The sequence below is a fragment of the Variovorax sp. F042 genome (genome assembly GCF_057814215.1).
The window spans coordinates 122942-145684 of sequence record NZ_JBVASX010000006.1; the positions used below are offsets into that span (position 1 = coordinate 122942).

Below are 22743 nucleotides of genomic sequence, written 5' to 3' on the forward strand. Positions count from 1 at the left end.
GCCTGCCTTGCCTCAGTTGCCGACGACCTGGAAGCGCGCACCCGCCGAGCGCGAGAACACGCGGCGGTCGTACATCGCCTCGCCGTACGCTGCCGGCACCACGTAGTCGCCCACGTTGGTGGCGCGTGCCTTGTAGGTCACTTCGAGCAGGTCTTTGTTGACGCTGCCGTAGAACACGACGCGGTCTTCGCGGATGTCGGCGTACTGCACCTTCCACGAGCCGCCGCCGCCCAGGCGCTTCTTCCAGATGGGCGCGTCGGCGTTGACATCGTCGTCATCGCCCACGGCCTGCAGCACCGGCTCGAGGCCACCGGGCAGCACGTCGACCAGTGCCACGTCGTTGAGCTGCGCGCGCTCCAGGCTGCGCACGCGCACCCGCACCGTGACCTCTTCGCCGAGTTTGGCCTTGGTGATCGGGTTGCCCTTGGCATCGAGCACTTCATGGAAGATTTCGAGGCCCTTGTTCACCGCCGTGGCGGGCACGTTGCGCTCGAAGCCCTGTTCGGCCCAGCTGTAGTACAGGTTGAAGTCGCTGTCGTTCGACAGCTTCAGCTTGGCCGTGCCGGTCGGCACCGCGGCTCGCGTGATCGGGTTCACCGCACCCAGCGCGAGCGCTGCGGCCTGGCCTTGCGCGTTGACGGCGCTCGCCGTGAGCTTGCCCTCGACGTTCTGTCCCACGGCCTCGAAGTACGAATCGACCGCGAGCAGCATCGAGGCCGACGACAGGCTGTTGTACCAGCCGTCGCGCACCATCGCCGCCATGCCTTCCCACACCGCGGGCTTCAGCGTCTTCAGGCGCGACGGGAAGTGGCGGCCCACCAGGTGCAGCGTCATGCTGTCGTGCACCAGCGGGTCGTAGTAGGCGCCCCAGACGTTGCGGCGCTGTTTCTTCTCGGTGCGCGCGAGCAGGTCGGACCACACCGGGTTCAGCAGCTCGTTGGCCACCTGCTCCTGCTTCACGAGCTGGTAGCTCGCGGCAAGGTAGACGGCACCGAGGTCGTCGCTCCAGCCCTGCGTCTGCTTGCTGCGCCATGCTTCGCGCAGGTTGGCCAGCGCGGCCGGCGCGATGATGCCCTGGCGGGTCAGCAGGTAGGCCGCCTGCGTGCGCTGGCGCCAGCCGTCGAGCGAAGCGTCGCCGCTGCCGAGCCAGCCCTGCAGGTAGGCGTTGGCCTTCTGCAGCAGGTCTTGAGGCACGGGCAGCTTGTGGTCCTTGGCTTCGACCAGCAGGTGCACTGCGTACAGCGTGGCAAAGGCGTCGGTGCCGGAACCGGGCCACAGCGAGAAGCCGCCGTCGGCCGTCTGCCGTGCGCGCAGCTGCACAAGATAGCGCTCGAAGGTCTTGCGTGCCTCGGGCATCGGGCCTTGCTCGGCCGTGCGACCGCGCGCCATTTCCTTTACCAGCTCGGGGCGGCCCGCGAGCAGCACGGCCGGAAAGGTCTGGCTCGTGATCTGCTCGGTGCAGCCGTGCGGATACACCTCCAGGTACTGCATGAGCCCGGTCGCGAAGGCCCACGGCGCGGCCGACACCGCCACATCGCTCTGGCGGAAGTTCGGGTACAGGTCGGCCTGGCTCGACAGCTCGCCCGCGCGCTGGAAGCTGCCGGCCTGCACCAGCGTGACGAAGGGCGATGCGGGCCGCACGCTCACTTCGGTGGACAGGCGCGCGCTGAAGGTCTTGTGCGTCGATGTGAACACCAGCGCGGAAGAACCCAGCACCGCCTGTTCGCCCGGCTTGGCGCGCACATTGAACCTGGTGCTGGCTTCGCCGCGCTCGTTGACCTTGAGCGTCTGCGTGGCGTCGCCCACCACTTCGAGCCCCCCGGAGGCGGTGAGCGTGAGCGCAATAGGCGCTTCCTTGCCCGAGCCCACGATGTTGTTCGCGAGGCCCACGCCTACCTCGACCGTATCGCCGGGCGCCATCGCGAGCGGTGCGTTCGGCAATATCACCATATCGCCGCGCACCACGGTGCGGGTGGTCTTGGCGGCTGTGGTCTCGTCGTTCACAGCCACGGCCATCACGCGCAGGCTGCCGTTGAAGCTCTCGGGCACGGTGTAGCTGAACTCGCGGCTGCCGTTCACGTCGACCAGGCCCGACCAGTACGCCACCGGCTTGTCGCGCTTGCGCTTGAACGGGTTCAGGTGCTTGCCGAGTTCGCCTTCGCCGTCGCCCCCGGGTGCGGCGCCCTGCATGAGCTTCTTGAACTCCGGCAGGATCAGGTCGAGCGTCTGCAGCGTGCCGACTTCGAGCGCGCGCTTCTGGAAGAAGTGCTTCAGCGGGTCGGGCGTCTTGTAGCGCGCCACCTGCAGAATGCCTTCGTCCACCGCGAACACCACGGCGCGCGTGGGCTTTTCGCTGGTGAGCTTCATCTTCACGGTCTGCCCCGGCTTCACCAGTTCGCTGCTGGTGAGCTGCAGGTTGGCGGTGCGCTTGGTCAGCGCGGTGGCGAAGGGCACGACGCCGTACGACAGCGGGCTCATGTAGACCTCGTCCGAGGCCGGGTCGCGCACGAAGTGCACGTTGATGTAGCCGGTGCCCTCGAAGTCCTTGGGCAGGGTGATCTTCTGCACCGAAGCGGTCTTGTCGGTCTTGAACCAAGCGTGCGCGTAAACCTTGTCGCGCTCGATGGTGATGAGGCCCGCGCCCACGTACGGCGCGCGGATGCTCACCGCAATCTCTTGCCCCGGCTCGTAGTCCTTGCGGTCGAGCGTGAGCTGCAGCTCCGCATTGCGGTCGAGCGAGCGCGACACGTTGGCATTGCCCGCCACGCTGTACTCCACGCGGTTGAGCTCCAACCCCTGCGCGTTGCGCACCACATAGGCGAAGTTGCCGGGCGCGCCTGTGTCCAGCGCCACGTTGTTGCCGGCCGCGGCGATGGCGAAGGGCTTCTCGTCGAGCACAACTTCCTTGCGGCGCGACTCGTAGCGGTACAGGCCGTTGTCCTGCTTGATGAGCACCGACAGCACCTTGCGCTCCACGCGCTCGATCTTCAGGTCGGCCACGGCCGTCTTCTTCGCCTGCGGGTCGATGGCGATCACGGTGGCGTTACGCGCGGCGCCCTTGCTCACATAGCCGACGTCGCCGTCGACCTTCACGCCGACGAGATAGGGCATGTCGCTCACCAGCGTCTGCGCTTCGGCCGACACGCTGCGCCCGCCCTCGGGCTCGAAGGCCTTGGCGAGCACGTGCACCTGGTAGGTGGCGGCGTCGAAGCGCGACAGGCGCAGGTCGAATTCGGCCTTGCCGTCGGCGCTGGTCTGCACGCTGCCCAGGTCGTCGACCTGTTTGTCGGCGGCGCGCTGCGGATCGAAGAAGGCGTAGTCGGTGAAGGCGCGGAACACCGGGAAGCCGGGGCTCAGCGTGAGCGTGCCTTCGACCTTGCGATCGGGCGCGGGCGTGCCGAAGAGGTTCTGCACGTCGATGAGCGCCTTCAGGTCCTTGGGCTTGACCCAGCCCTCCGCGATTTCGCTGCTGAGCTTGGCCGTGACCTTGGTGCGGTCGGGCAGGAACTCCTGCACCTTCACGGTGGTGCTGCCGATCAGCAGGCCTTCGACCTCGGGCGTGCCGGGCGACGATTCGCGCGGCAGGTAGAGATTGACGGTGTAGTTGCCGGTGGGCGATGTGTCTTGCGTGGTGTGGGCGATTTCCGCCGCGCCGCCGAGGCCGAGCTTGAGCTTTTCGCGGCGCACGCTGAGGCCGCGCGCATCGATGATCTCGGCTTCGAGCGGCAGGTCGCGCAGCGAGGTGCCCCAGTTGCCGGCCTTGACCATCATCGCGATGTGCATGGTGTCGCCGGGGCGGTAGATGCCGCGGTCGCTGAAGACGTAGGCCGTCATCTGGTTCGGCACGCCGGCCGCGCGCAGGCCGCCGACGTCGAAGCGAGAGATGTCCAGCGTGCGGTCGTTGCGGTTGAAGGGCAGGAAGCTCAGATCGCCGTCCTTGCGCACGACCAGCACCACGGGCGCTTTCTCACGCTGGTAGCCGGCGAGGTTGGGCAGCTTGGCAGCGCCCGTCGCATCCGTGGCCTGCGACGCGACGATCATGCCGTTGCGGCCCCACACCTCGACCAGCGCACCGGCCACGGGCTGGCCGTTGGCGATGCTCTGCACGAACACGTCGCGCGTGCCGTCGAGCGACTTCTTGGCGACGATGCCCAGGTCGGTGACGAGCACGAGGCGCTGGTCGAGCTGCTGCTCGGGGCTGCCGCCTTCCCCGTTGCCTTCTTCGTCGGACGACTGTTCTTCCTGCTGCTGTTCGTCTTCGGGCTGGGCTTGCTGCTCATCGCCCTCGGGCTTCTTCTTCGCCTTGGGGTCGTAGCCCTGCACCTTGAGCAGGAACACGCCGCGGCGGTCGGCCACGTCGTTGCGCAGGTACTCGGCGAAGTCGACGGTTTCGTAATGCGCCTTGCCGGCGGGAATGCTGAGCGGAATCTCCTTCTGGAAGCGGTCGACGAGGTTGTCCGACTGCAGGCCACCGTAGAACTGCGGATGCGAGAAGTCGCCGTTGGTCTGCGTCACCAGGTGCTGCAACTGCTGCGGCAACAGGCGGCCGATTTCGAGGCGGATGCCGGGCAGGTCGCGCACGAGAATCGGCAGCTTGCGCTCGCCCGAGAGTGCGAGCAGCGAGCCCTGGCTCATGATGGTGAGCTCGGGCGCGAAGGTCTTGAGCAGGCGCACGTCTTGCCGCGCGGCGCCGAGCTGGTAGCCGCCGGGCGTCTTCAGGCCCTTGGCCACGCGCACCAGCAGGTAGCGACCGCCCTCGGCCTGTGGCATGCGGAAGCTGACCATCTCGGTCACTTCGCGCTCGCTGGCGATGGGTTGGAGGTTTATCTTTTTGGCGCGGCGCAGCACGGCATCAGTGACCTTCGACGGATCGGCGGACCAGTCGAACTTCTCGTCGGGGTCGCCCTTGGCTTCTTCAGTCGCGGGCAGCAGCCAGGCTTGCACCACGCGCGCCATTTCGCGCTCGTGCACGGGCATGGAGGCGGTGACGTGCATCACGTGCTCGGGTTCGCCGTTCTCGCCGGTGACGATGGTGGGTTCGATGCTGGCGATGCTCAGGCTGAAGAGGCCGGGGATGTCGACCGCGCGGGACATGTCGGCACGCAGCGCCGGGCCGCCCTTCTGCGCGACCGTGCCGGAGGTGAGGCTGAGAATCGCCGGGCGAGTCTTCTCGGGAATCGGCAGCGGCTCTGATTGCAGGGTGGCGTTGAGGCGCAGCTTGTCGTAGCTGACCGTGAACTTCTCGCTCGCGCACTTGCCCACGCTGAAGAACGAGGAGCTGCAGGGCTGGTCGTAGGTCAGCACCAGGCGCTTTTCGAACTCAGCCGTGTTCACGGGGTGCGAGAAGTGCACCTGAAAGAGCGCGCGGCGCACGTTGGCCTGCACCGGGTCTTGATAGAACTCGGCGGCGTTGATCTGCGCGGTGAATTCGGGCGAGATGAACTCGTACTTGCGCAGGGCCATCTCGATGTGCGGTGCGAGTGCGCTGTCGGCGATCTGCACCTTGTACGGCTGGCCGATGGGCCAGTCTTGCGCGGGCAGGAATTCGAGCCGGTTCTGCTTGGTCCACGTCCAGCGGCCGGCGATGGCGGGCTCGATGGTGACGCCGGTGGCCTCCTGGCCGATGCGTGCAATGGGCGCCACCGAGGCCGAGAAATTGATGACGAAGGGGTTCGGGCCCCTGTCGAGCTCGATCTGCGTGCGCTGCGGCGGCTCGGTCTTCGCGGTGGCGACGACGGGTTCGACGCGATCGGGCGTGAGGCCGTGCCACCACTTGATCACATGGGGGCTGGCCATCCAGCCGGCCAGCACGAGCAGCAGGAGCAACACCAGCCAGGCCAGCCGCTGCTGCAGCCACTGCAGTCCGAAGAGCAGGAATGCGCCCGCGATGCGCAGCCAGCCCGGTGGTCGCCAGGAACCGATGAGCCCACGGGCCACCGGACGCAGAAAGCCGAGCGCACGGCCCAGTCCGGTGAAGAGCACGTCGCTGAACGACGCGAGTTTTCGATTGGCGACTTGAAGCATGGACGCTCCCACTGTGTTTTTGTTGGCGTCCGCGAGTTTGCGGACCATCTGTGAAGCAATGGCGCTGTGTGTGAAGTCTTGGTGAAAACTGCACAGGGCCGCGCGAGGCCTTTTTCAGTGATTCATGGTGCGGCGTTAGGGGCGCTCTTGTTCGGCGTGCGTGCGCTGCCACGCGACAACTTCATGCGCATGTGTGACCAGGAATGCGCGCATGCGCGCGAAGCGCCGCTGCGTCTGCCGTGCGAAAACCCACGCGACCACCGGCTCCAGCAGCCAGCGCAACGCCTTCGGCCCGGCCTCGATGGTGTAGACATAGATCAGTACCGAATGGCCGGGCTGCGTGTCGCGGTGCCGCATGGACGCAGCCCAGCGGTTGAAGGGGAAGGAGCGGCCGATCATCGAGGCGGCCGCCACGTGTGGTCGGTCGAAGCTCACGAAGCGCGTTCGCATCGACAAGCCGCGCAGCCAGCCGCCGCCCACGTTCTCGGTCTCGGCGCCGACGAACGGGCAGGGCGCACCGCCCACCGCGCGGGCGTTGCCGACCAGCGAGTCCCAGCGTGCGCGCCACACGTGGTAGTGGAAAGCGTCGAAGACAACGTCGGCCGGCGCCGGCATGTCGAACTCAAAGCGCTGGTGCGCCATGGCCTGCCACTGCGATTGCCGCTTCTTCGACCACGTCGGTCACCATGCCCCAGCGCGCGAACTCGGGCTCGAACCCGGACAGGGCGAGCAGGCCGGCACAGGCATGCGCGCCGATGGGCAGCGCATCGCCCCGCGCGAGACGCCGGGCCAGCAGGATGGCGGCCATGCAGGGGATCTCAGGGCCGTGGTTGTCGTCGGCTGCTACGTGCCACGCGCGGCGTGCTGGCGCGCCCTGCGCATCCGTGCCTTCCACGCGCACGACCATGCCACCCAGCGCGGTACCGAGCGCGTCGAACACGCCGCCGGCCGAATGCAGCAGCGGCGCCAGCTTCTGCGGCGTGGGCAGCAGGCCCATGCGATGCATGAACGCCATGAAGGCGAAGGCGTGCTGCGCCAGTCCGACTTCGAGCGCGGCGCGGAACATCACCGACTGCACGCCGGCATAGCGTGCGGGAAAGAGCTCGAGATCGGGAATGTCGCAGAGCGCACCGCGGCGCGGCTTCATGCGCGCGAACTCGACCTTCACGGGATCGGCCCAGCCAGGCTGCTCGACCCACTTGCCCCCTTGCCATACGCGGATGGGCTCGCCGCAGTAGGCGAGCACGCCGGCCAGCGTGGCCTCGCCGCGCGGCGCGCCTTGCGCGGGCGCGATGCAGATGTCGATGCTGCGGATGCCTTGCCAGCCTGCCGTGAGATGGTCGACCACCGCCGAGGAAAGCGCCGGCACTGTGCTGGCCCCGCTGACGGCTGTACGGCCCGCATCGCGAAAGGCAGCGTCTTGCGCCGACGGGAAGTCGCACACGAAGCGCCGGCCATCGGCCAGGTCGATGTAGTGCGCGCCTGCCGCGGCGACGGCCTGCGGCACGCGGTAGTCCTGGTTCTGGAAGGGGCCGGCCGTGTGGATCACCAACGCGATGCCAAGGTTGCGCAGCGCGTCCGCAAGATCGGGCGCCTGCACGTCGATGCGCACACCGCGCGCGCCACCGCCCAGCGACTCTGCGAACGCCGTGGCGCGCTGCGCATCGCGCCCCGCCACCAGCAGTTCAATGCCCGGGTCGCCGGCCAGCGCGCGGGAGACGCGCGCACCGAAGTTGCCGTAGCCACCGAGCACCAGCGTCTTCATGCCGCCGCCGCGTCGCTGCCCGCGACGTGCCCGCGCGTGAACGCCTCTTCGAAGATCGAGTAGCCCGACCAGTCGGCATGCGCGAACGACAGCCGGCCTGCAACGACGCTGCCGCGATGCGCGGTATCCGGCGCGGTGCGCTGCGGGCCGATCTGCGCCAGCAGGCCGGGCCGGGGGATCGACATGGCGTGCCCATAGCGGGTGATGTCGATGCGCGTGGCGAGCGATGGCAGGTCGGGATGCGGCGCCGACAGCTCGGCGAGCAGGTCGTCGCGCCAGCCGGTCCACGGGCGCTCCAGCAGCAGCTTGCGGCCGTCGGCGGTGTCGTAACTGCTCGGGCCCAGCGGCCGGTACCAGCTGAGCACCGTGCCGCGCGGCGTCGGGTCGAGCGACTGGTGGCGCGCGTCGACGTAGCCCAGGCCCTTGGTGCCGTAGATCACGTTGTCCCAGCTCGGCGCGGCGCCGGGCCTGTCGGCCAGCGGGCCACGCAGGTGCACGTTGGCCACGAGCCAGGGCGCGTAGCGCACGTGCGCGGCGGCGGTCTTCAGCACCTCGGGCGGGTTCTCGACCACGCGCGCGGCGATGAACACGGGCAGCGCGACGATGCAGCGCTCGGCCTGCCATCGCACGAGGGACTTGGTGGCCGCATCCCACGCATCGACCTCGACGCCACCGCGCACTTCGGCGATGCGCGTGACGACCTGGCCAGTGCGCAGGCGCTCACCAAGCGACCTGACCAGCTGCTTCGTGAGCCAGCCGTTGCCTTCGGGCCAGGTGAGGATGCCGTCGCGCTCGGGGCTCGAGTCGTTGACGCTGCCAGTCGGATCGCCGGGCGCATGAAAGCCGTGCCGGCTCGCGAAGTAGTGGATGCCGGCCCAGGCCGACACCTGCCCGATGCCTGCGCCGTAGTCGTCGCGGCAGCAGTAGTCGAGGTACCAGCGCAGTTGCGCATCGCTGAAGCCTTCGCCGTCGAGCCAAGTGGCGAAGGTGATGGCGTCGAGCGCCAGCAACTCGGGCGTGACGGCGACCTTCAGCGTGGGAATGGCGAAGTGCGCGGCGTGCTGCAGCGCGTCGATGCGCTGCGCGAACTTGCGGTACTGCGCGAGCGTGCCTTCGCCCACGCCATGCATGGGCAGCAAGCCGTCCTGCCACTCGCCGTGGATGAACAGGCGCTCCTGCGGGCTGTGGCAGAGGGTGACCTCGTCGTATTCCCATCGGCCCGCCACGCGGCGGCGCAGACCGAGTTCTTCGAGCAGGTCCTGCACCTCGCGTGCGTCGTCGCCGGGCACGGGCAGGTAATGCGCGCCGAGCGGGCAGGCGATGCCGTTGACGATGCCGCCGCGTGCGTTGCCGCCGGCGGTGTCTTCGAGTTCGAGCAGCGCGAAGTCGTCGATGCCTGAAAGCCGCAGGGCGCGTGCGGCAGCGAGGCCCGCGACGCCGCCGCCGGCTATCACTACGCGCGTGCGCTTCACGACGGCGGGTGCGGCGCTCTTGAGCGCGCCGTCGCGCATCGCGTGGCCGCGCGTGACATCGATGCCGGTGAAGCCGCCTTCGATGGGCGGTGGCGGCGCCTCGCAGCCGGCGAGCGCCAGGACGCCCGCCGCACCTGCCGCCACGCCGAGGAATTCGCGCCGCTGCATGGCGTGGCTAGTGCGCCATGACCTTGCCCCACTCCTGCTCATAGGTGGTGACGAGGATCTGGTTCGACAGCCGGTTCACTTCGGTCGGCACGCGCGCCATGTCGAGCGGAAAGTCGAACATCAGCGGCAGCGTGGAAGGCGACAGGAAGCGCAGGCCGGCAGGCAAGGCATCGGGCATGCGGTACGGCCGGCGGCTCGCGATGATGTAGCCCCATTCGCCGAAGCTCGGCACGTGCGCGTGGTACGGCGTGGCGCGAAGGCCTACCGATTCGATGGTGGTCGCCACTGTCCAGTAGCTCTTGCGCGCGACCAGCGGCGAAGTCGTCTGGATCACCGCGTAACCACTGGCCGACAGGCGCTTTTCGAGCAGCGCATAGAAGCTGTTGGTGTAGAGCTTGCCGATGGCGAAGTTGGTCGGATCCGGAAAGTCGACCACGATCACGTCGAACATGTCGCCCGGCTGCTGCAGCCACTGGAAGGCGTCGGTGTTGACGATCTTCACCTTGGGCGACGAAAGCGAATGGCCGTTGAGCGCAGCCAGCGTCTCGTGATCGGTGAAGAGTTTCGTCATGTTCGGATCGAGTTCCACGAGCGTGACCGACTCGACCGAGGGGTACTTCAGGATCTCGCGCACCGCCATGCCGTCGCCGCCGCCGAGCACGGCGACCTTCTTCGGCGCGCCTTGCGCGGCCATCACCGGGTGCACCAGCGCTTCGTGATAGCGATACTCGTCGCGCTCTGCAAACTGCAGGTTGCCGTTGAGGAACAGGCGGTGCCCCAGCAACCCGCGCGTGACCACGATGCGCTGGTAGGGCGAGGTGGCGCTGAAGACGATACGGTCCTGGTAGAACTTGTCTTCTGCCAGCGTGGTGATGTGGTCGGCCCAGACGAAAGCCGCCACCAGCGCGGCCAGTGCGAGAAAGCAGGCCAGCGCATGCGCGCCGACGCGGCGCAACTCATGACGGAACAACCACAGCGCCCACACCGCCACGGCCGCGTTCATGAAGCCGAACAGCAGGCCGGTGCGGATCATTCCGAGCTGCGGCACGAGGATGAGCGGAAACGCCACCGACACGGCCAGCGCGCCAAGGTAGTCGAAGGTGAGAACCTGCGACACCAGGTTCTTGAGCACGATGTTGCGCTTCAGGATGCGCATCACCAGCGGAATCTCGAGCCCCACCAGCGTGCCGACAACCATCACCAGGCCGTACAGCAGCAGCCGGAAGGCGCTCGGCACGTAGGCGTTGGCAAGAAACAGGATCGCCGGCAGCGCGCCGCCGATCAGCGCCACCATCAACTCGATGCGAAGGAAATGCGCCGGCAGTTGCCGGTCGAAATAGCGCGAGAGCCAGGAGCCCACGCCCATGGCAAACAGATAGGTGCCGATGATGGTGCTGAACTGCAGCACCGAGTCGCCGAGCAGGTAGGAGCTGAGCGCGGCCGCGCTCAGTTCGTAGACCAGGCCGCAGGCAGCGACCACGAACACGCTGGCGAGCAGCGCGATCTCTATGGGTTGCGGCCCCCGCGCATCCGGGGTGCGCGCGGGCAGGGCCGCGTCGTTCAATGGATTGCTGCGGCGACGATGATGCTGATGCCCAGGCTCATCGCGGCAACCACCAGCCCCAGCGCCACGTTCTGCTTCTCGACGATCTCGCCCCACAGGTCATAGGGCGTGATCTTGTCGATGATCAAAAAGCAGAGCCAGAAGATCACGACGCCGATCAGCGCGTACACGAGCGATCCGAGGACCACGCCCGGTTTCAACCATTCAAATCCCATGGGGACCTCCAGTCGTAGTAGTGAGGTGAGAGTCAGACATCGCGTGCATCTTCGCCGTCATTTGTGGCCGCCGCCACTCGAATAGCCGCCATACGAGCCGCCCGAGCTGCGCGACGAACAATTCTCGACGCGGGGATCGCAGCGGGACGAGCAGGTGCTCAGGATGATCAGCATGATGATGATCACGACGATGATGAGGATGATGGTGCCGCAGCCCAGCCCGGAGGCCGCGCTCACGGGCAGCGCGTCGGCGCGCTTGAACATGTCCTTCTTGGTGTCGAGCTTGAAGGCGGTGGCCACCGCGCCGCTGTCGATCTTGCTGCCCGACGACCACGTCAGCTCGTTGGCCGAGCGCTCCATCGACAGCAGTGCGCCGCCGTTGGCGAAGTCTCGGTTGAAGGTTTTCTGCCCGCGCTCGACCTGCCAGTAGAACTCGCCCGCCACGTAGGTCGTTTCGGCGTTGTAGGCGTACTGCTGCTGGTAGCGCTTGCTGAGGTAGGTGGCCGTGCTGCCGTTCTCGGCCATCACCGGCGCGCCGGTCGTCGGCTTGACCATGCTCCAGCCGTCTTCCGCATCGACCAGGAAGCTGAAGCCGCGCTTCTTGTTGTAGAGCAGGTATTCGTCCCAGCCGAACTGCTCGTCGTCGCCGGGCTCGCTGCCCATGCGGTGCTGGAAGCCGACCACCTGCCATTGCGCACCCTGCAGCTGGCCCATGCTGCCGAGCGCGATGAGCGGGCGCACGGGCTCATCCTGCGTGGCGTGCCTGAGCTCGCCGCCGATGCCCTGCGACAGGTCGATGATGCTGCTGCACGAACGGCAGGTGATGCTCTTGCTGTCGGCCAGGTTGACGGTGACGGGCGAGCCGCAGTTGGGGCAGTTGAAGCTGCGACCCTTCTCGTCCTTGGCGGATTCCTCGCGCAGGCCGGTGAGCTGCAGGTCTTCGAGCTGCACCGAGCGGCCGAGGTAGGCGCTGGGCGTCGCGGTGCCGTAATCGATGCTGAGCACCAGCCCCTTGTCGCTGCGCAACTCGACCATCGCGAAGGGGCGGCCGAGCTCGGGCAGGTGCGGCAGTTCGCCTTGTGCGGAAGTCAGCGCCACCTGCTCGTTCGAGGTGACGGTGTAGCTCTGGCCGGCGAAGGCGGTGGTCGCGCTCACGCGCAGTTCGTTCCATGGCGGCGCGGCGCGCTGCAGGTCGAAGGGCAACGCAAAGACGTAGGCGCCGTTGTCCTCGCTGAGGATCGCGGTGCGGTCGCCGTCGAGCGCGGCGATCCATTCGGTCCAGCGGCCGCCGGGGTAGGTGTACTGCAGCCGGCCGATCAGCGTGAAGGGCTTGTCCTGGATGCGGCCGGCGGCAAACAGCTGCAGCGGGCTGAAGTCGTCGAACAGCTCGGCCATCTTGCCGGTGCGCGCGAGCGTGTCGCCCTGGCGCACGACAGTGCTCTGGCAGTAGGGGCAGACCGCGTGCGTCGATTGCGCCGAGCGGAATTCGACCGGCGCGCCGCAGCCGGGGCAGGGCGCGCGGTAGTAGCGTTGGTTGCCGGTTTCCTCAGCCATGGCGCATCAGCCATGGCGTGGACGGCCACGAGTTTTTCAAGCCAATGAGGCTTCCGACGCCCGTCGAACGGGCGTCAGGCGCTATCGGGAACATAGCGCCGGGTCAGACGAGCTTCTTGAGTAGTTCGACCTTCTTGGCGTCGAACTCTTCCTGGGTGAGGATGCCCTTGGTCTTGAGTTCGCCGAGCTTCTCGAGCGTGGTCATCACGTCGGTGGGGCTCACCACGGCCACGGCGGGTTGCTGCTGCGTTGCCGCGGCCTGCGCGGCCGCATTGGGGCTCAGGCCCTGCGCGAGGTTCTGCGCGAGCACCTGGCCGAGCGCCACGCCAGCGCCCAGGCCCATCGCGTCGCCGGCAATGCCGCCGCCGTTGGCAGCGCCCTCGGCGAATTTGGGGATGGCCTGCGCCGTCTGGTACTGCATGAACTTGCCCATGTCGTTGCCGACCATGCCCATGCCGATCTTCTGGTCGAGGATCTTCTGCAGCTCTTCGGGCAGCGAGACGTTCTGGACCGTGATGTTCTCGAGCTTGATGCCGATCTTCTCGAACTCGGGCACGAGCTGCGCGGCAAGCGCCTGCGCGAACTGGATCTGGTTGGCCGCAAGGTCGAGGAAGGGCACGCCGCTGGAGGCGATGGCGTTGCTGATGTTCTGCAGCACCAAGCCGCGCAGCTGGCCGTCGAGGTCGGCCACGGAATAGATGTCGCGCGTGCCGGAGATTTCGGTGTGGAAGGCCTTGGCGTCACCGATGCGGAAGGAGTAGTTGCCGAAGGCGCGCAGGCGCACGGCACCGAAGTCCTTGTCGCGGATGGTGATCGGCTGGGGCGTGCCCCACTTCTGGTCGACCTGCTGGCGGGTGCTGAAGAAATAGACGTCGCTCTTGAAGGGGGACTCGAAGAGCTTGTCCCAGTTCTTCAGGTACGTGAGCACGGGCAGCGTCTGCGTCGTGAGCTTGTACATGCCGGGGCCGAACACGTCGGCCACCTTGCCTTCATTGACGAAGACGGCAACCTGCGACTCGCGAACGGTGAGCGAGGCGCCGTTCTGGATTTCCATCTCCGCCATCGGGAAGCGCCAGGCCAGCGTGCCATCGCCGGTCTCGGTCCACTGGATGATGTCGATGAACTGTTTCTTGATGAAATCCATCAGGGCCATGGTTGCTCCTCTTCAGGTTTTTTCAGGTTTTATCCGAACTGTGCATATTGCCACAGCGACTTGACAGCGCACCCGTGCTTTTGGTCATGGTTGGCACCGGCCATGCGGTGTATGGCTTTACGAACCGAGGTCTACAATCGGCGCCCCCAGAAGAAGCGCCACCAGGAGCTACGGCACATGTCAGATTCGACCCCCTCGACCTCATCGACTCCCACGCCCGAAGACAAACGCGCCGAGTTGCGACGTGCCGCCCTCGAGTACCACGAGTTTCCCGTTCCCGGCAAGATCGCCATCGCGGCGACCAAGCAGATGGTCAACCAGCGCGACCTGTCGCTGGCCTACTCGCCCGGCGTGGCCGCGCCCTGCGAGGAAATCGTCAAGGATCCGGCCAACGCCTTCAAGTACACCTCGCGCGGCAACCTCGTGGCCGTCATCAGCAACGGCACCGCGGTGCTGGGACTGGGCGACATCGGCCCGCTGGCGTCCAAGCCGGTGATGGAAGGCAAGGGCGTTCTCTTCAAGAAATTTGCCGGCGTCGACGTGTTCGACATCGAAATCGACGAGAAAGACCCGGCCAAGCTGGTCGACATCATCGCGTCGCTGGAGCCGACCTTCGGCGCCATCAATCTGGAAGACATCAAGGCCCCCGACTGCTTCTATGTCGAGCGCGAGCTGCGCAAGCGCATGAAGATCCCGGTGTTCCACGACGACCAGCACGGCACTGCCATCACTGTGGCGGCGGCCATGGTCAACGGCCTGAAGGTGGCGGGCAAGGACATCACCGAAGTCAAGCTGGTGGCCTCGGGCGCCGGTGCCGCGGCGCTGGCCTGCCTGAACCTGCTGCTCAAGGTCGGCCTGAAGCGCGAGAACGTGTTCGTGACCGATCTGGCCGGCGTGGTCTACGAAGGCCGCACCGAACTGATGGACGACGACAAGCGCCAATACATGCAGAAGACCGACGCGCGCACGCTCGCCGAGGTCATCGAGGGCGCCGACGTGTTCCTGGGCCTGTCGGCCGGCGGCGTGCTGAAGCCGGCAATGGTGGCCAAGATGGCCAAGCGCCCGGTGATCTTCGCGCTGGCCAACCCGAACCCCGAGATCTCGCCCGAAGACGCCCATGCGGTGCGCGACGACGTGATCATGGCTACCGGCCGCACCGACTACCCGAACCAGGTCAACAACGTCCTGTGTTTCCCGTACATCTTCCGCGGCGCGCTCGATTCGGGCGCGACCACGATCACCGACGAGATGGAAATCGCCGCGGTGCACGCAATTGCCGATCTGGCGCAGGCCGAGCAGAGCGAGCGCGTTGCTGCTGCCTACGTCGGTGAAAAGCTGTCATTCGGCCCCGAATACCTGATTCCGAAGCCCTTCGACCCGCGCCTGATGATGAAGATCGCGCCGGCCGTGGCCAAGGCGGCAGAGGAAAGCGGCGTTGCGACCCGTCCGATCAAGGACATGGACGCCTACCGCGACAAGCTGCAAAGCTTCGTCTATGCCTCGGGCACCACGATGAAGCCGATCTTCGAAACCGCCCGTCGCGCGGCGAAGAAGCGCGTGGCGTACTGCGAAGGCGAGGAAGAACGCGTGCTGCGCGCCGCCCAGATCGTGGTCGACGAAGGCCTTGCCCGCCCGACGCTGATCGGCCGCCCGGCCATCATCGCCCAGCGCATCGAGAAGTTCGGCCTGCGGCTGAAGGAAGAGCTCGACTACGACATCGTCAACGTCGAGCAGGACCGCCGCTACCGCGACTTCTGGCAGACCTACCACCGCATGACCGAGCGCAAGGGCATCACCGCCCAGGTCGCCAAGATCGAGATGCGCCGCCGCCTCACGCTGATCGGCGCGATGCTGCTGCACAAGGACGAGGTGGACGGCATGATCTGCGGCACCTGGGGCACCACGCTGATCCACCTGCACTACATCGACCAGGTGATCGGCAAGCGCCCCGGCGGCTGCGAGAGCACGCCGCAGGACGTGCCGGTGTACGCCTGCATGAACGGCCTGCTGCTGCCCGACCGCCAGGTGTTCCTGGTCGACACGCACGTCAACTACGACCCCTCGCCCGAGGAACTGGCCGAAATCACGACCATGGCGGCCGAGGAAATGATGCGCTTCGGCCTGAAGCCGAAGGCGGCGCTGCTGTCGCATTCCAACTTCGGCACCAGCAACGAGCCCAGCGCCATCAAGATGCGCAAGACGCTCGACCTGCTGCGCGTGCAGGCGCCCTGGCTGGAAGTGGACGGCGAAATGCACGGCGACGTGGCACTGGACAGTAAGCAGCGCGCGGTGGTCATGCCGCACAGCGCGCTGGCGGGTGACGCCAACCTGTTGGTTTTCCCGAACATCGACGCGGCCAATATTTCCTACAACCTGCTCAAGACAGCGGCAGGCGGCAATATCGCGATCGGCCCGGTTCTGCTTGGCGCGGCCAAACCTGTGCACATTCTCACGGCAAGTGCGACTGTTCGGCGCATCGTGAACATGACAGCCTTGACAGTGGCTGACGCAAACGCCGAGAGATAAGCCATTTGGCGAGAGTGGCCGCCAACTTAAAGCGCCACTCGATCCCCTCGCGACTGCTCAAACTTTGAGCAGTCGCTTGCTATTTTCGCCAGCGTGGTGCACACTCGCGGGCTTGAATTTGCGGGTTAACCCGACGTTGATCGCCGATTCGAACCCCCCGCTCTTTTCTTGTGGTGCCCCATGGCGGCTTACGCCTCGATCACGTCCTCTGTCACAAAGTTTGCGCTCACCAGTCTGATGCTGGTGGCGTTGACGACGGGGGCCGAGGCCCGCGGATGGTTCGGCGCCGGAAAAACGTCCACCGAGGAAACGATCGCTCTGTCCGAATTGCCGGCACAGGGCCAACGAACCTACCAGGCCATCCTGAGTGGCGGTCCCTTCCGGTATGACAAGGACGGCACGGTGTTCGGCAATCGCGAGCGTCTTTTGCCACCCGCACGCCGCGGCCACTACCGCGAGTACACGGTTACGACGCCCGGTTCGCGCAACCGTGGTGCACAACGAATCGTCTGCGGCGGTGAACAACGCACGACGCCCGAGGCCTGTTGGTACACCGCAGACCACTATGCGAGTTTCAGACGGATTGCGCCATGAGCGATGAAAACGACCTGAGCGGCGCCCCGAAGCGCCCCGAAGAAATGATGATGACTATGGAAAGACCAGCGGAGATGACCTTATCCCTTCGTGCCGTACGCCCGAACATCGTGCAATCGATCCGCGCGTTCCGCGTGAACGACCTGCAGGACGCGGCCAACGCGGCCGGCCAGCACTTCCTGTACGCCAACCTGGGCAACGCCCAGACCAAGCAGGACGTGCTCGACCTGATCGCGCAGCAGTTCACGTTCCCGGCCCACTTCGGGAAGAACTTCGACGCGCTGTACGACTGCATGACCGACCCGTTGCATAAATCGGGCCCGCAGCCAGGTTTCGTCATCGTGCTGGAGCAGATCCCGGCCAACGCCAAGTTCGACAAGGAAGCGCGCGAGCAGCTGCTCGACATCTTCCGCGACGCCTCGGACTACTGGGGCGACCGCAAGGTCCCGTTCCGGTGCTTCTATTCTTTTCTGTAGCCCGTTCTGCATCTACCAGCCAAGCAGAACGGGCGAACGAGGCTCAGCCGAACGCTGAAACCCTCGATGGCATCGAAGTGAACACCACCGCAACCGCAGCGGCCGCCTCCACCGAACCGGCCGGCGAAAAAATGCCGACCGACAAACTGGTCGACGTGTCGCCCCTGGCGCTGCGCATGAGCAGCCCCTTCAATGCGGGTTATTGGCTCGCCGCCGCATAAGCAAGCAGGCTTAGGCGTTTGCAGCCTCCGTTAAAAAGCCCGTCGCAGACGGGCTTTTTTTCATGGGTTTCGCGGGATGATGGCCTGGGCCAGAGCGACGTATTCGTCGACGGGCACTTCTTCGGCCCGCCGCTGGACATCGAATTCACCGGCAAAGCCGTGCTCCTGCAGCCATTTGCCCAGCGTGTGCCGCAGCAGCTTGCGGCGCTGGCTGAAGGCGACCTGCACGATCTCCCCCAGACGGGCCGCATCGACCGCCGGCGGCGTCGCCAGCGGCACCATCCGCACCACGGCACTGTCCACGCGCGGCGGCGGGTCGAAGCTCTCGGGCGGCACGAACAGCACGTTCTGCATCTCGTAGCGCCACTGCAGCATCACGCTCAGGCGGCTGTAGTCCGAGGTGGCGGGCCTGGCCACCATGCGGTCGATCACTTCTTTCTGCAGCATGAAGTGCTGGTCGGCGACCAGATGGGCACTACCCAGCAGGTGAAACAGGATAGGCGTGGAGATGTTGTAGGGCAGGTTGCCCACCACGCGCAGCGGCTTGGCCGGGAACCTGGCGGCCAGTTCCGCGAAGTCGACCTTCAGCACATCGGACTCGATCACGTCGAGCTGCGCATGCTCGCGCAGGCGCTTGGCGAGGTCGCGGTCGAGCTCGATCACGGTGAGGCGGCCCAGCCGCTCGACCAGCGGCTGCGTCAGCGCCGCGAGCCCCGGCCCGATTTCGACCATGGCGTCGCCAGGCTGCGGCGCGATCTCGCGCACGATCGCATCGATGATCCCCCCGTCGGACAGAAAGTGCTGCCCGAACCGCTTCCTGGCGATGTGTGCCATCGAATCAGGATTGCGGTGGGTCGCGGTATTCGACGTAGGCGCGTGCACGCACTTCCTGCACCCAGGTGGTGAAAGCCTCCTCTACGCGCTGTTCGCGCAGCGCGGTGCGCGCAGCTTCGCGCTGCTCCGACTGGCTGAGCTTGGAATCGCGGCGGCCGACCACCTGGATCAGGTGCACGCCGAAGCGCGACACCACGGGGTCGCTGATCTGGCCCGGCGCAAGCCGGTCCATGGCTTCCTCGAATTCGGGCACGAACTGGCCCGGGCGCGACCAGCCGAGGTCGCCGCCGTCCTTGGCGCTGCCGTCCTGCGAGTTGTCGCGGGCAAGGCCGGCGAAGTCGGCAGTGCCGGCCTGCACGCGGCGCTTGAATTCGGCCAATTGCGCAACCGCCTGCGCCGTGGTGCGCTTGGGGTCGTTGAGCAGCAGGATGTGGCGCACTTGGGTCTGCGTGACCGTGGCGTCGCCCGACCCGATCTGGGCCTTGGCGATGACCTTGAGCACGTGGAAGCCGGCGCTGGAACGCACGGGCCCGGCGATGCCGTTCACCGCGGTCGATTGCGTGGCCTCGACGAACAGCGACGGATAACGGTCGGCGCTGCGCATGCCGATGGCGCCGCCGTTGGCGCGGTCCGGCGAATCGGAGTTCTCGCGCACCAGCTTGGCGAAATCTTCGCCGGCGCGGGCGCGCTGGGCGAGGTCCTGTGCCTTCTTCTGTGCCGCGGCCACCTGGGCGTCGGTGGCGTTCTCGGGAACGGCCACCAGCACCTGCGCGAGGTTGAGGTTTTCCAGCGCCGCGTTCTTGACGGATTGATTGCGCTGGTCGCGCAGGTATTCGTCGGCCTCGGCGTCGCTGATCTTGACCTTCGACTCGACCTCGCGGTCACGCAGGCGCGTGAGCAGCAGTTGGTCGCGCAGGTCGTTGCGGAAGTCCTGCTGCGCGATGCCTTCGGCGGCCACGCGGCGGCGCAGCTCGATCAGGCTGATCTCGTTCTGACGCGCCACGGTCTGCTCGGCCTGGTCGATGGCTACGTCGTCGACCTTGATGCCGTTTTCCTTCGCGAGCTGAAGCTGGGCACGCTCCGTGATCAGCCGCTCCAGCACGAGCCGGGTGAGCTCGCCGCGGGGAACGCGCTCTGCGTCCGGGTTCTCCTTGATCAGCCGCGACACGCGCGTCTGCACGTCGGTGTTGGTGATGGGTTCCGAGTTGACCAGCGCGACGATGAATTCAGCCGAGCGCTGCACGGGCGCCGCGGCAGGCGCCGTCGACGGCCGCGCGGCCGGCGGGCCCAGGCGCGGCCCGGCGCGCATGATGTCCGTGATGCCGGTGCCGGAGCGGAAGCCCTGCGCACCCGACGTTGCAGCCACTGCCGCGAGGCAGCCCAGGGTGATGATGGAACGGATGTATTTCATGGCGTCGCTCAGTCAGTCGTCTCAGTCGTAATTGGTGAAGCGGCTCGGCGCTTCGCCCGGTTGGCGCAGGGGTTCGTAGCGCTGGATGTTCTGCCGCAGGGCCTGCATGGGGCTGGAGCCGATGCTGGAGAAGCCGACGAATTCGAGCTGGAACATGATGCGGGTGTTCGCCGTCACCTGGCCCGTGGTGATGCGCTGCAGCACCACGCGCCCGATCCAGCAGCAGCCGTCGTACTCGAAGCCGAGCACGCCGTCCGTGAGTTTCTTGTCCTGCAAGCTGTAGTTGAGCCGGCCGACCGCATACCAGCGTCCGCCGCCCTGGCCCTTGCCGGGGCCGAGGTTCTTGCCCTTGTCGCCCCACAGGTCGTTGATGGGCCATTGCCAGCCCACGTCGATCGACTTGCTGCCGTCGGTCGCGGTCGGGGTGCTGGGCGCCTGGTAGCGGAAGGCCGCGCTCAGGTTGTGATACGGCTCGGGGTTGTAGCGCGCGCTGATGGCCGAGCGCTCCGACTTGCGCGTGTCGGGGTTGTACTGCACGAGGGTGTCCAGGCTCCACTTGGGCGTCCAGTTGATCTGGGCGCCCACGAGCAGGTCGCTCGCGCGGTCGGTCACCGGCGTGCCGCCGGGCAGCGTGACCTTCTGGTCGCTGAAGCGCAGCCGCTGCGCGATGCCGAAGCGCGCGGCCTCGACGCCGGTGGCCGGATCGATCAGGCGCGAGGTCACGCCGAGCGTGAGGGCATTGGTGTCCGAGACGCGGTCGCCGCCCGAGAACGCGTTCTCGGTGTAGATGGTCGCGAAGCTGAAGTCGTTGGCCGCCGAATCGTAGTTCGGCAGCATGCTCTGGTTGCGATACGGCGTGTAGACGTAGTAGGCACGCGGCTCCAGCGTCTGGCGGAAGGCGCGTCCGAAGTAGTTGGCGTCGCGCTCGAAAGTCAGGCCGCTGTCGAGGCTGAAGGTCGGCACCGCCCGGTTGCTGGAGGTCGGGAAGAAATACAGCGAACTCGGGTTGTAGACCTGGCCGTTGACGTACTGGGTACCGTTGACCGTGACCGTCGGAATGGACGACTGCGGCAGGTAGTAGTTGTACGAGGCCGCGTTCAGCATCAGCTTGGGGATGACGAACGAGCTCGGCGTGATGAACGGGCGGCTGATCGAGGCGACGGCCATGGCACGGTCGCCGTCGGGCTGCGATTGCTGGGTGGCGTCGTAGCCGAGCTGCGACGGCAGGATCGTGTTCACGCGGAAGTGCGTGTAGTCCAGGTTCAGCGAAACGTCGAAGCCGTGCCAGTCGTACTTGTTGTAGTTGGCCGTGATCTGCGGCATCTTGTCGTACGCCGGCACGATCGGCGACAAGTCGTACTGCAGGTTCTGGTACTTCAGCGTGCGGACGATGCCGCTCCAGTCGCCCTTGCTCCAGTTGAGCGATGCATCGTTGGGCAGCTGGCGCTGCGCGAGCGACGGCGTGCGCGTGAAGTCGCGCCAGTAGTCGTTGTCGCTGACCCGGTTGATGCTGATGTTGGCCGACAGCGAGTCGAGGCCCAGCGCCTTGGCATCGAAGTCCTGGTGATGCGTGCCCCACACGCCCCAGCGCTTGGTGCTGCCGAGATCGGGGTAACGCTGGCCCATCAGGCGGTCGCTTCCCATCAGGTCGAAGCGGATCGTTCCGTTGTACCCCTTCTCGAGGTAGCGGAACTCGTTGCTGAAATTGATGCCGCGCTTGCTCATGATCGTCGGAGTGATCGTGGCGTCGCGGTTGGGCGCGATGTTCCAGTAGTACGGCTGCGCGATCTCGATGCCGTTGGTGTTGTCGATGCCGATGGTGGGCGGCAGCAGGCCGCTCTTGCGCTCGTTCGACAGCGGGAAGCTCACGCTAGGAATGGGCGGCGTGGTGATGCCCATGAAGCTCAGCCGCGCATTCTTGGCCACGCCCTCGTTTTCCTCGGTGTCCGTGGTCATCGTGGTCGCGGTCAGCAACCAGGCCGGCATCCAGCCCGGGAAGTCTTCGCGGCGGCAGGTGGTGTAGGTGGCTTCGCGGGCGATCGACACGTTGGCGTCGACGAAGTCGATGCGCTTGGCCTCGCCGTGCGCTTCGTTCACGAGAAACTGGTAGCGCACGTTGTTGAAGAAGCCCTCGAAGGTCTCCAGCTTGAGCTGCAGCTCGGGGCCTTCGTACACGTTGCCGGCCTGGTTGACGCGCACGTTGCCGGTGGCCTTGGCACGGTCGTCGGGCTGGTAGTACTCGAGCCGGTCGGCGGTGATGGACACGGCGCCGCGCCGCAGCGTGGCGTTGCCCTCGACCACGGTTTCCAGGTCGGGCCGGCCGGAGATGCGGTCGCCGGTGACGATGCTGGGCATCTGGCCGCGGTCCGCGGGCGTCAGGGTTTCGGTCAGCAGCGGCGTGCGCTTCAGGGTGAGCGGAGCGTCGAAGTTGCCGGCCGTCTGCGCGGAGGCGCCATGTGCGTGCATCAGGGCCAGCGACAAAACAGCCAGCGGTAGCGGCGGGCGCGAGCGCCGCGGGGCGACACGACGTCGGTTCATCAGGCCTCCCGCCCAGCCGTTCCGAGGAAAGCAGTCGACTCGCCCGGGAAGGGCAGCGAGCGCACAAGGTGCCAAGCGTGAGGGCTTTGGGTCGTAGGCATCGGTTCGGAACGAAAGATCGTCGGGGGACGGCGCGGCAGGCCGGCGGGTTGCAGGGGCCGGCAGCAACCCGCATCGGCCGGAAGCCGGCCAAGGGGGATTGCCGCGCCAGGCGGATTTGTAGAATCG

15 protein-coding genes are annotated in these 22743 nt (G+C 66.6%); 4 read left to right on the plus strand and 11 right to left on the minus strand.

The genetic code is table 11. From position 1 onward, the window contains the following. Nucleotides 1-12: 12 nt before the first annotated feature. The 8 genes from ACZYSP_RS20115 to ACZYSP_RS20150 all read right to left on the minus strand — a co-directional run bounded on the left by ACZYSP_RS20115 (nucleotide 13) and on the right by ACZYSP_RS20150 (nucleotide 13915). The gene (locus ACZYSP_RS20115; RefSeq protein ID WP_489016128.1) at nucleotides 13-6024 is read right to left on the minus strand and encodes an alpha-2-macroglobulin family protein; all 6012 of its coding nucleotides are present in this window, start codon (nucleotides 6022-6024) and stop codon (nucleotides 13-15) included. Between the two features lie 135 nt (nucleotides 6025-6159). Continuing rightward, nucleotides 6160-6666 (minus strand): SRPBCC family protein, encoded by a 507-nt coding sequence (locus ACZYSP_RS20120; RefSeq protein WP_354336492.1) that lies wholly within the window; start codon nucleotides 6664-6666, stop codon nucleotides 6160-6162. Next, complete coding sequence (locus ACZYSP_RS20125) at nucleotides 6647-7789, minus strand: saccharopine dehydrogenase family protein (RefSeq protein WP_354336489.1); 1143 nt, start codon at nucleotides 7787-7789, stop codon at nucleotides 6647-6649. The genes ACZYSP_RS20120 and ACZYSP_RS20125 overlap by 20 nt, the downstream gene beginning before the upstream one ends. Continuing rightward, complete coding sequence (locus ACZYSP_RS20130; protein ID WP_354336487.1) at nucleotides 7786-9429, minus strand: FAD-dependent oxidoreductase; 1644 nt, start codon at nucleotides 9427-9429, stop codon at nucleotides 7786-7788. Before ACZYSP_RS20130 ends, ACZYSP_RS20125 begins: the two co-directional genes overlap by 4 nt. A 7-nt stretch (nucleotides 9430-9436) precedes the next feature. Next, nucleotides 9437-10993 carry a polyamine aminopropyltransferase gene (locus ACZYSP_RS20135; protein WP_307614778.1) on the minus strand — a complete coding sequence of 519 codons (1557 nt, stop codon included), beginning with the start codon at nucleotides 10991-10993 and terminating at the stop codon, nucleotides 9437-9439. Further along, a complete protein-coding gene (locus tag ACZYSP_RS20140) occupies nucleotides 10990-11208 on the minus strand; it encodes a DUF350 domain-containing protein (protein ID WP_019653703.1) in 219 nt (72 codons plus the stop codon). Before ACZYSP_RS20140 ends, ACZYSP_RS20135 begins: the two co-directional genes overlap by 4 nt. 57 nt (nucleotides 11209-11265) lie before the next feature. After that, nucleotides 11266-12762, minus strand: coding sequence for a DUF4178 domain-containing protein (locus ACZYSP_RS20145; RefSeq protein ID WP_093076413.1), 1497 nt, complete (start codon nucleotides 12760-12762; stop codon nucleotides 11266-11268). Between the two features lie 103 nt (nucleotides 12763-12865). Further along, nucleotides 12866-13915 (minus strand): SPFH domain-containing protein, encoded by a 1050-nt coding sequence (locus tag ACZYSP_RS20150; protein WP_093055034.1) that lies wholly within the window; start codon nucleotides 13913-13915, stop codon nucleotides 12866-12868. 177 nt (nucleotides 13916-14092) lie between these two features. Between ACZYSP_RS20150 and ACZYSP_RS20155 the strand changes: the two genes are divergently transcribed. The 4 genes from ACZYSP_RS20155 to ACZYSP_RS20170 all read left to right on the plus strand — a co-directional run bounded on the left by ACZYSP_RS20155 (nucleotide 14093) and on the right by ACZYSP_RS20170 (nucleotide 17732). Next, a complete protein-coding gene (locus tag ACZYSP_RS20155; RefSeq protein WP_093055032.1) occupies nucleotides 14093-16441 on the plus strand; it encodes an NADP-dependent malic enzyme in 2349 nt (782 codons plus the stop codon). 180 nt (nucleotides 16442-16621) lie between these two features. Then, a complete protein-coding gene (locus tag ACZYSP_RS20160; protein ID WP_093055030.1) occupies nucleotides 16622-17035 on the plus strand; it encodes a guanyl-specific ribonuclease in 414 nt (137 codons plus the stop codon). 50 nt (nucleotides 17036-17085) lie between these two features. Beyond that, nucleotides 17086-17511, plus strand: coding sequence for a barstar family protein (locus ACZYSP_RS20165; protein WP_086011111.1), 426 nt, complete (start codon nucleotides 17086-17088; stop codon nucleotides 17509-17511). Between the two features lie 77 nt (nucleotides 17512-17588). Next, nucleotides 17589-17732, plus strand: coding sequence for a hypothetical protein (locus ACZYSP_RS20170; RefSeq protein WP_176928788.1), 144 nt, complete (start codon nucleotides 17589-17591; stop codon nucleotides 17730-17732). Nucleotides 17733-17792: 60 nt separating this feature from the next. Here the strand turns inward: ACZYSP_RS20170 and rsmA are convergent, their stop codons facing one another. From rsmA to ACZYSP_RS20185, 3 genes are read right to left on the minus strand one after another with little or no spacing between them, the layout of a single operon-like run. Further along, nucleotides 17793-18566, minus strand: a complete 774-nt coding sequence (gene rsmA / locus ACZYSP_RS20175; protein WP_093076415.1) for a 16S rRNA (adenine(1518)-N(6)/adenine(1519)-N(6))-dimethyltransferase RsmA — start codon at nucleotides 18564-18566, stop codon at nucleotides 17793-17795. A 4-nt stretch (nucleotides 18567-18570) separates the two neighbouring features. Next, nucleotides 18571-19977, minus strand: a complete 1407-nt coding sequence (locus ACZYSP_RS20180; protein ID WP_354336482.1) for a peptidylprolyl isomerase — start codon at nucleotides 19975-19977, stop codon at nucleotides 18571-18573. Between the two features lie 21 nt (nucleotides 19978-19998). After that, complete coding sequence (locus ACZYSP_RS20185; RefSeq protein WP_093055024.1) at nucleotides 19999-22515, minus strand: LPS-assembly protein LptD; 2517 nt, start codon at nucleotides 22513-22515, stop codon at nucleotides 19999-20001. Nucleotides 22516-22743 lie beyond the last annotated feature (228 nt).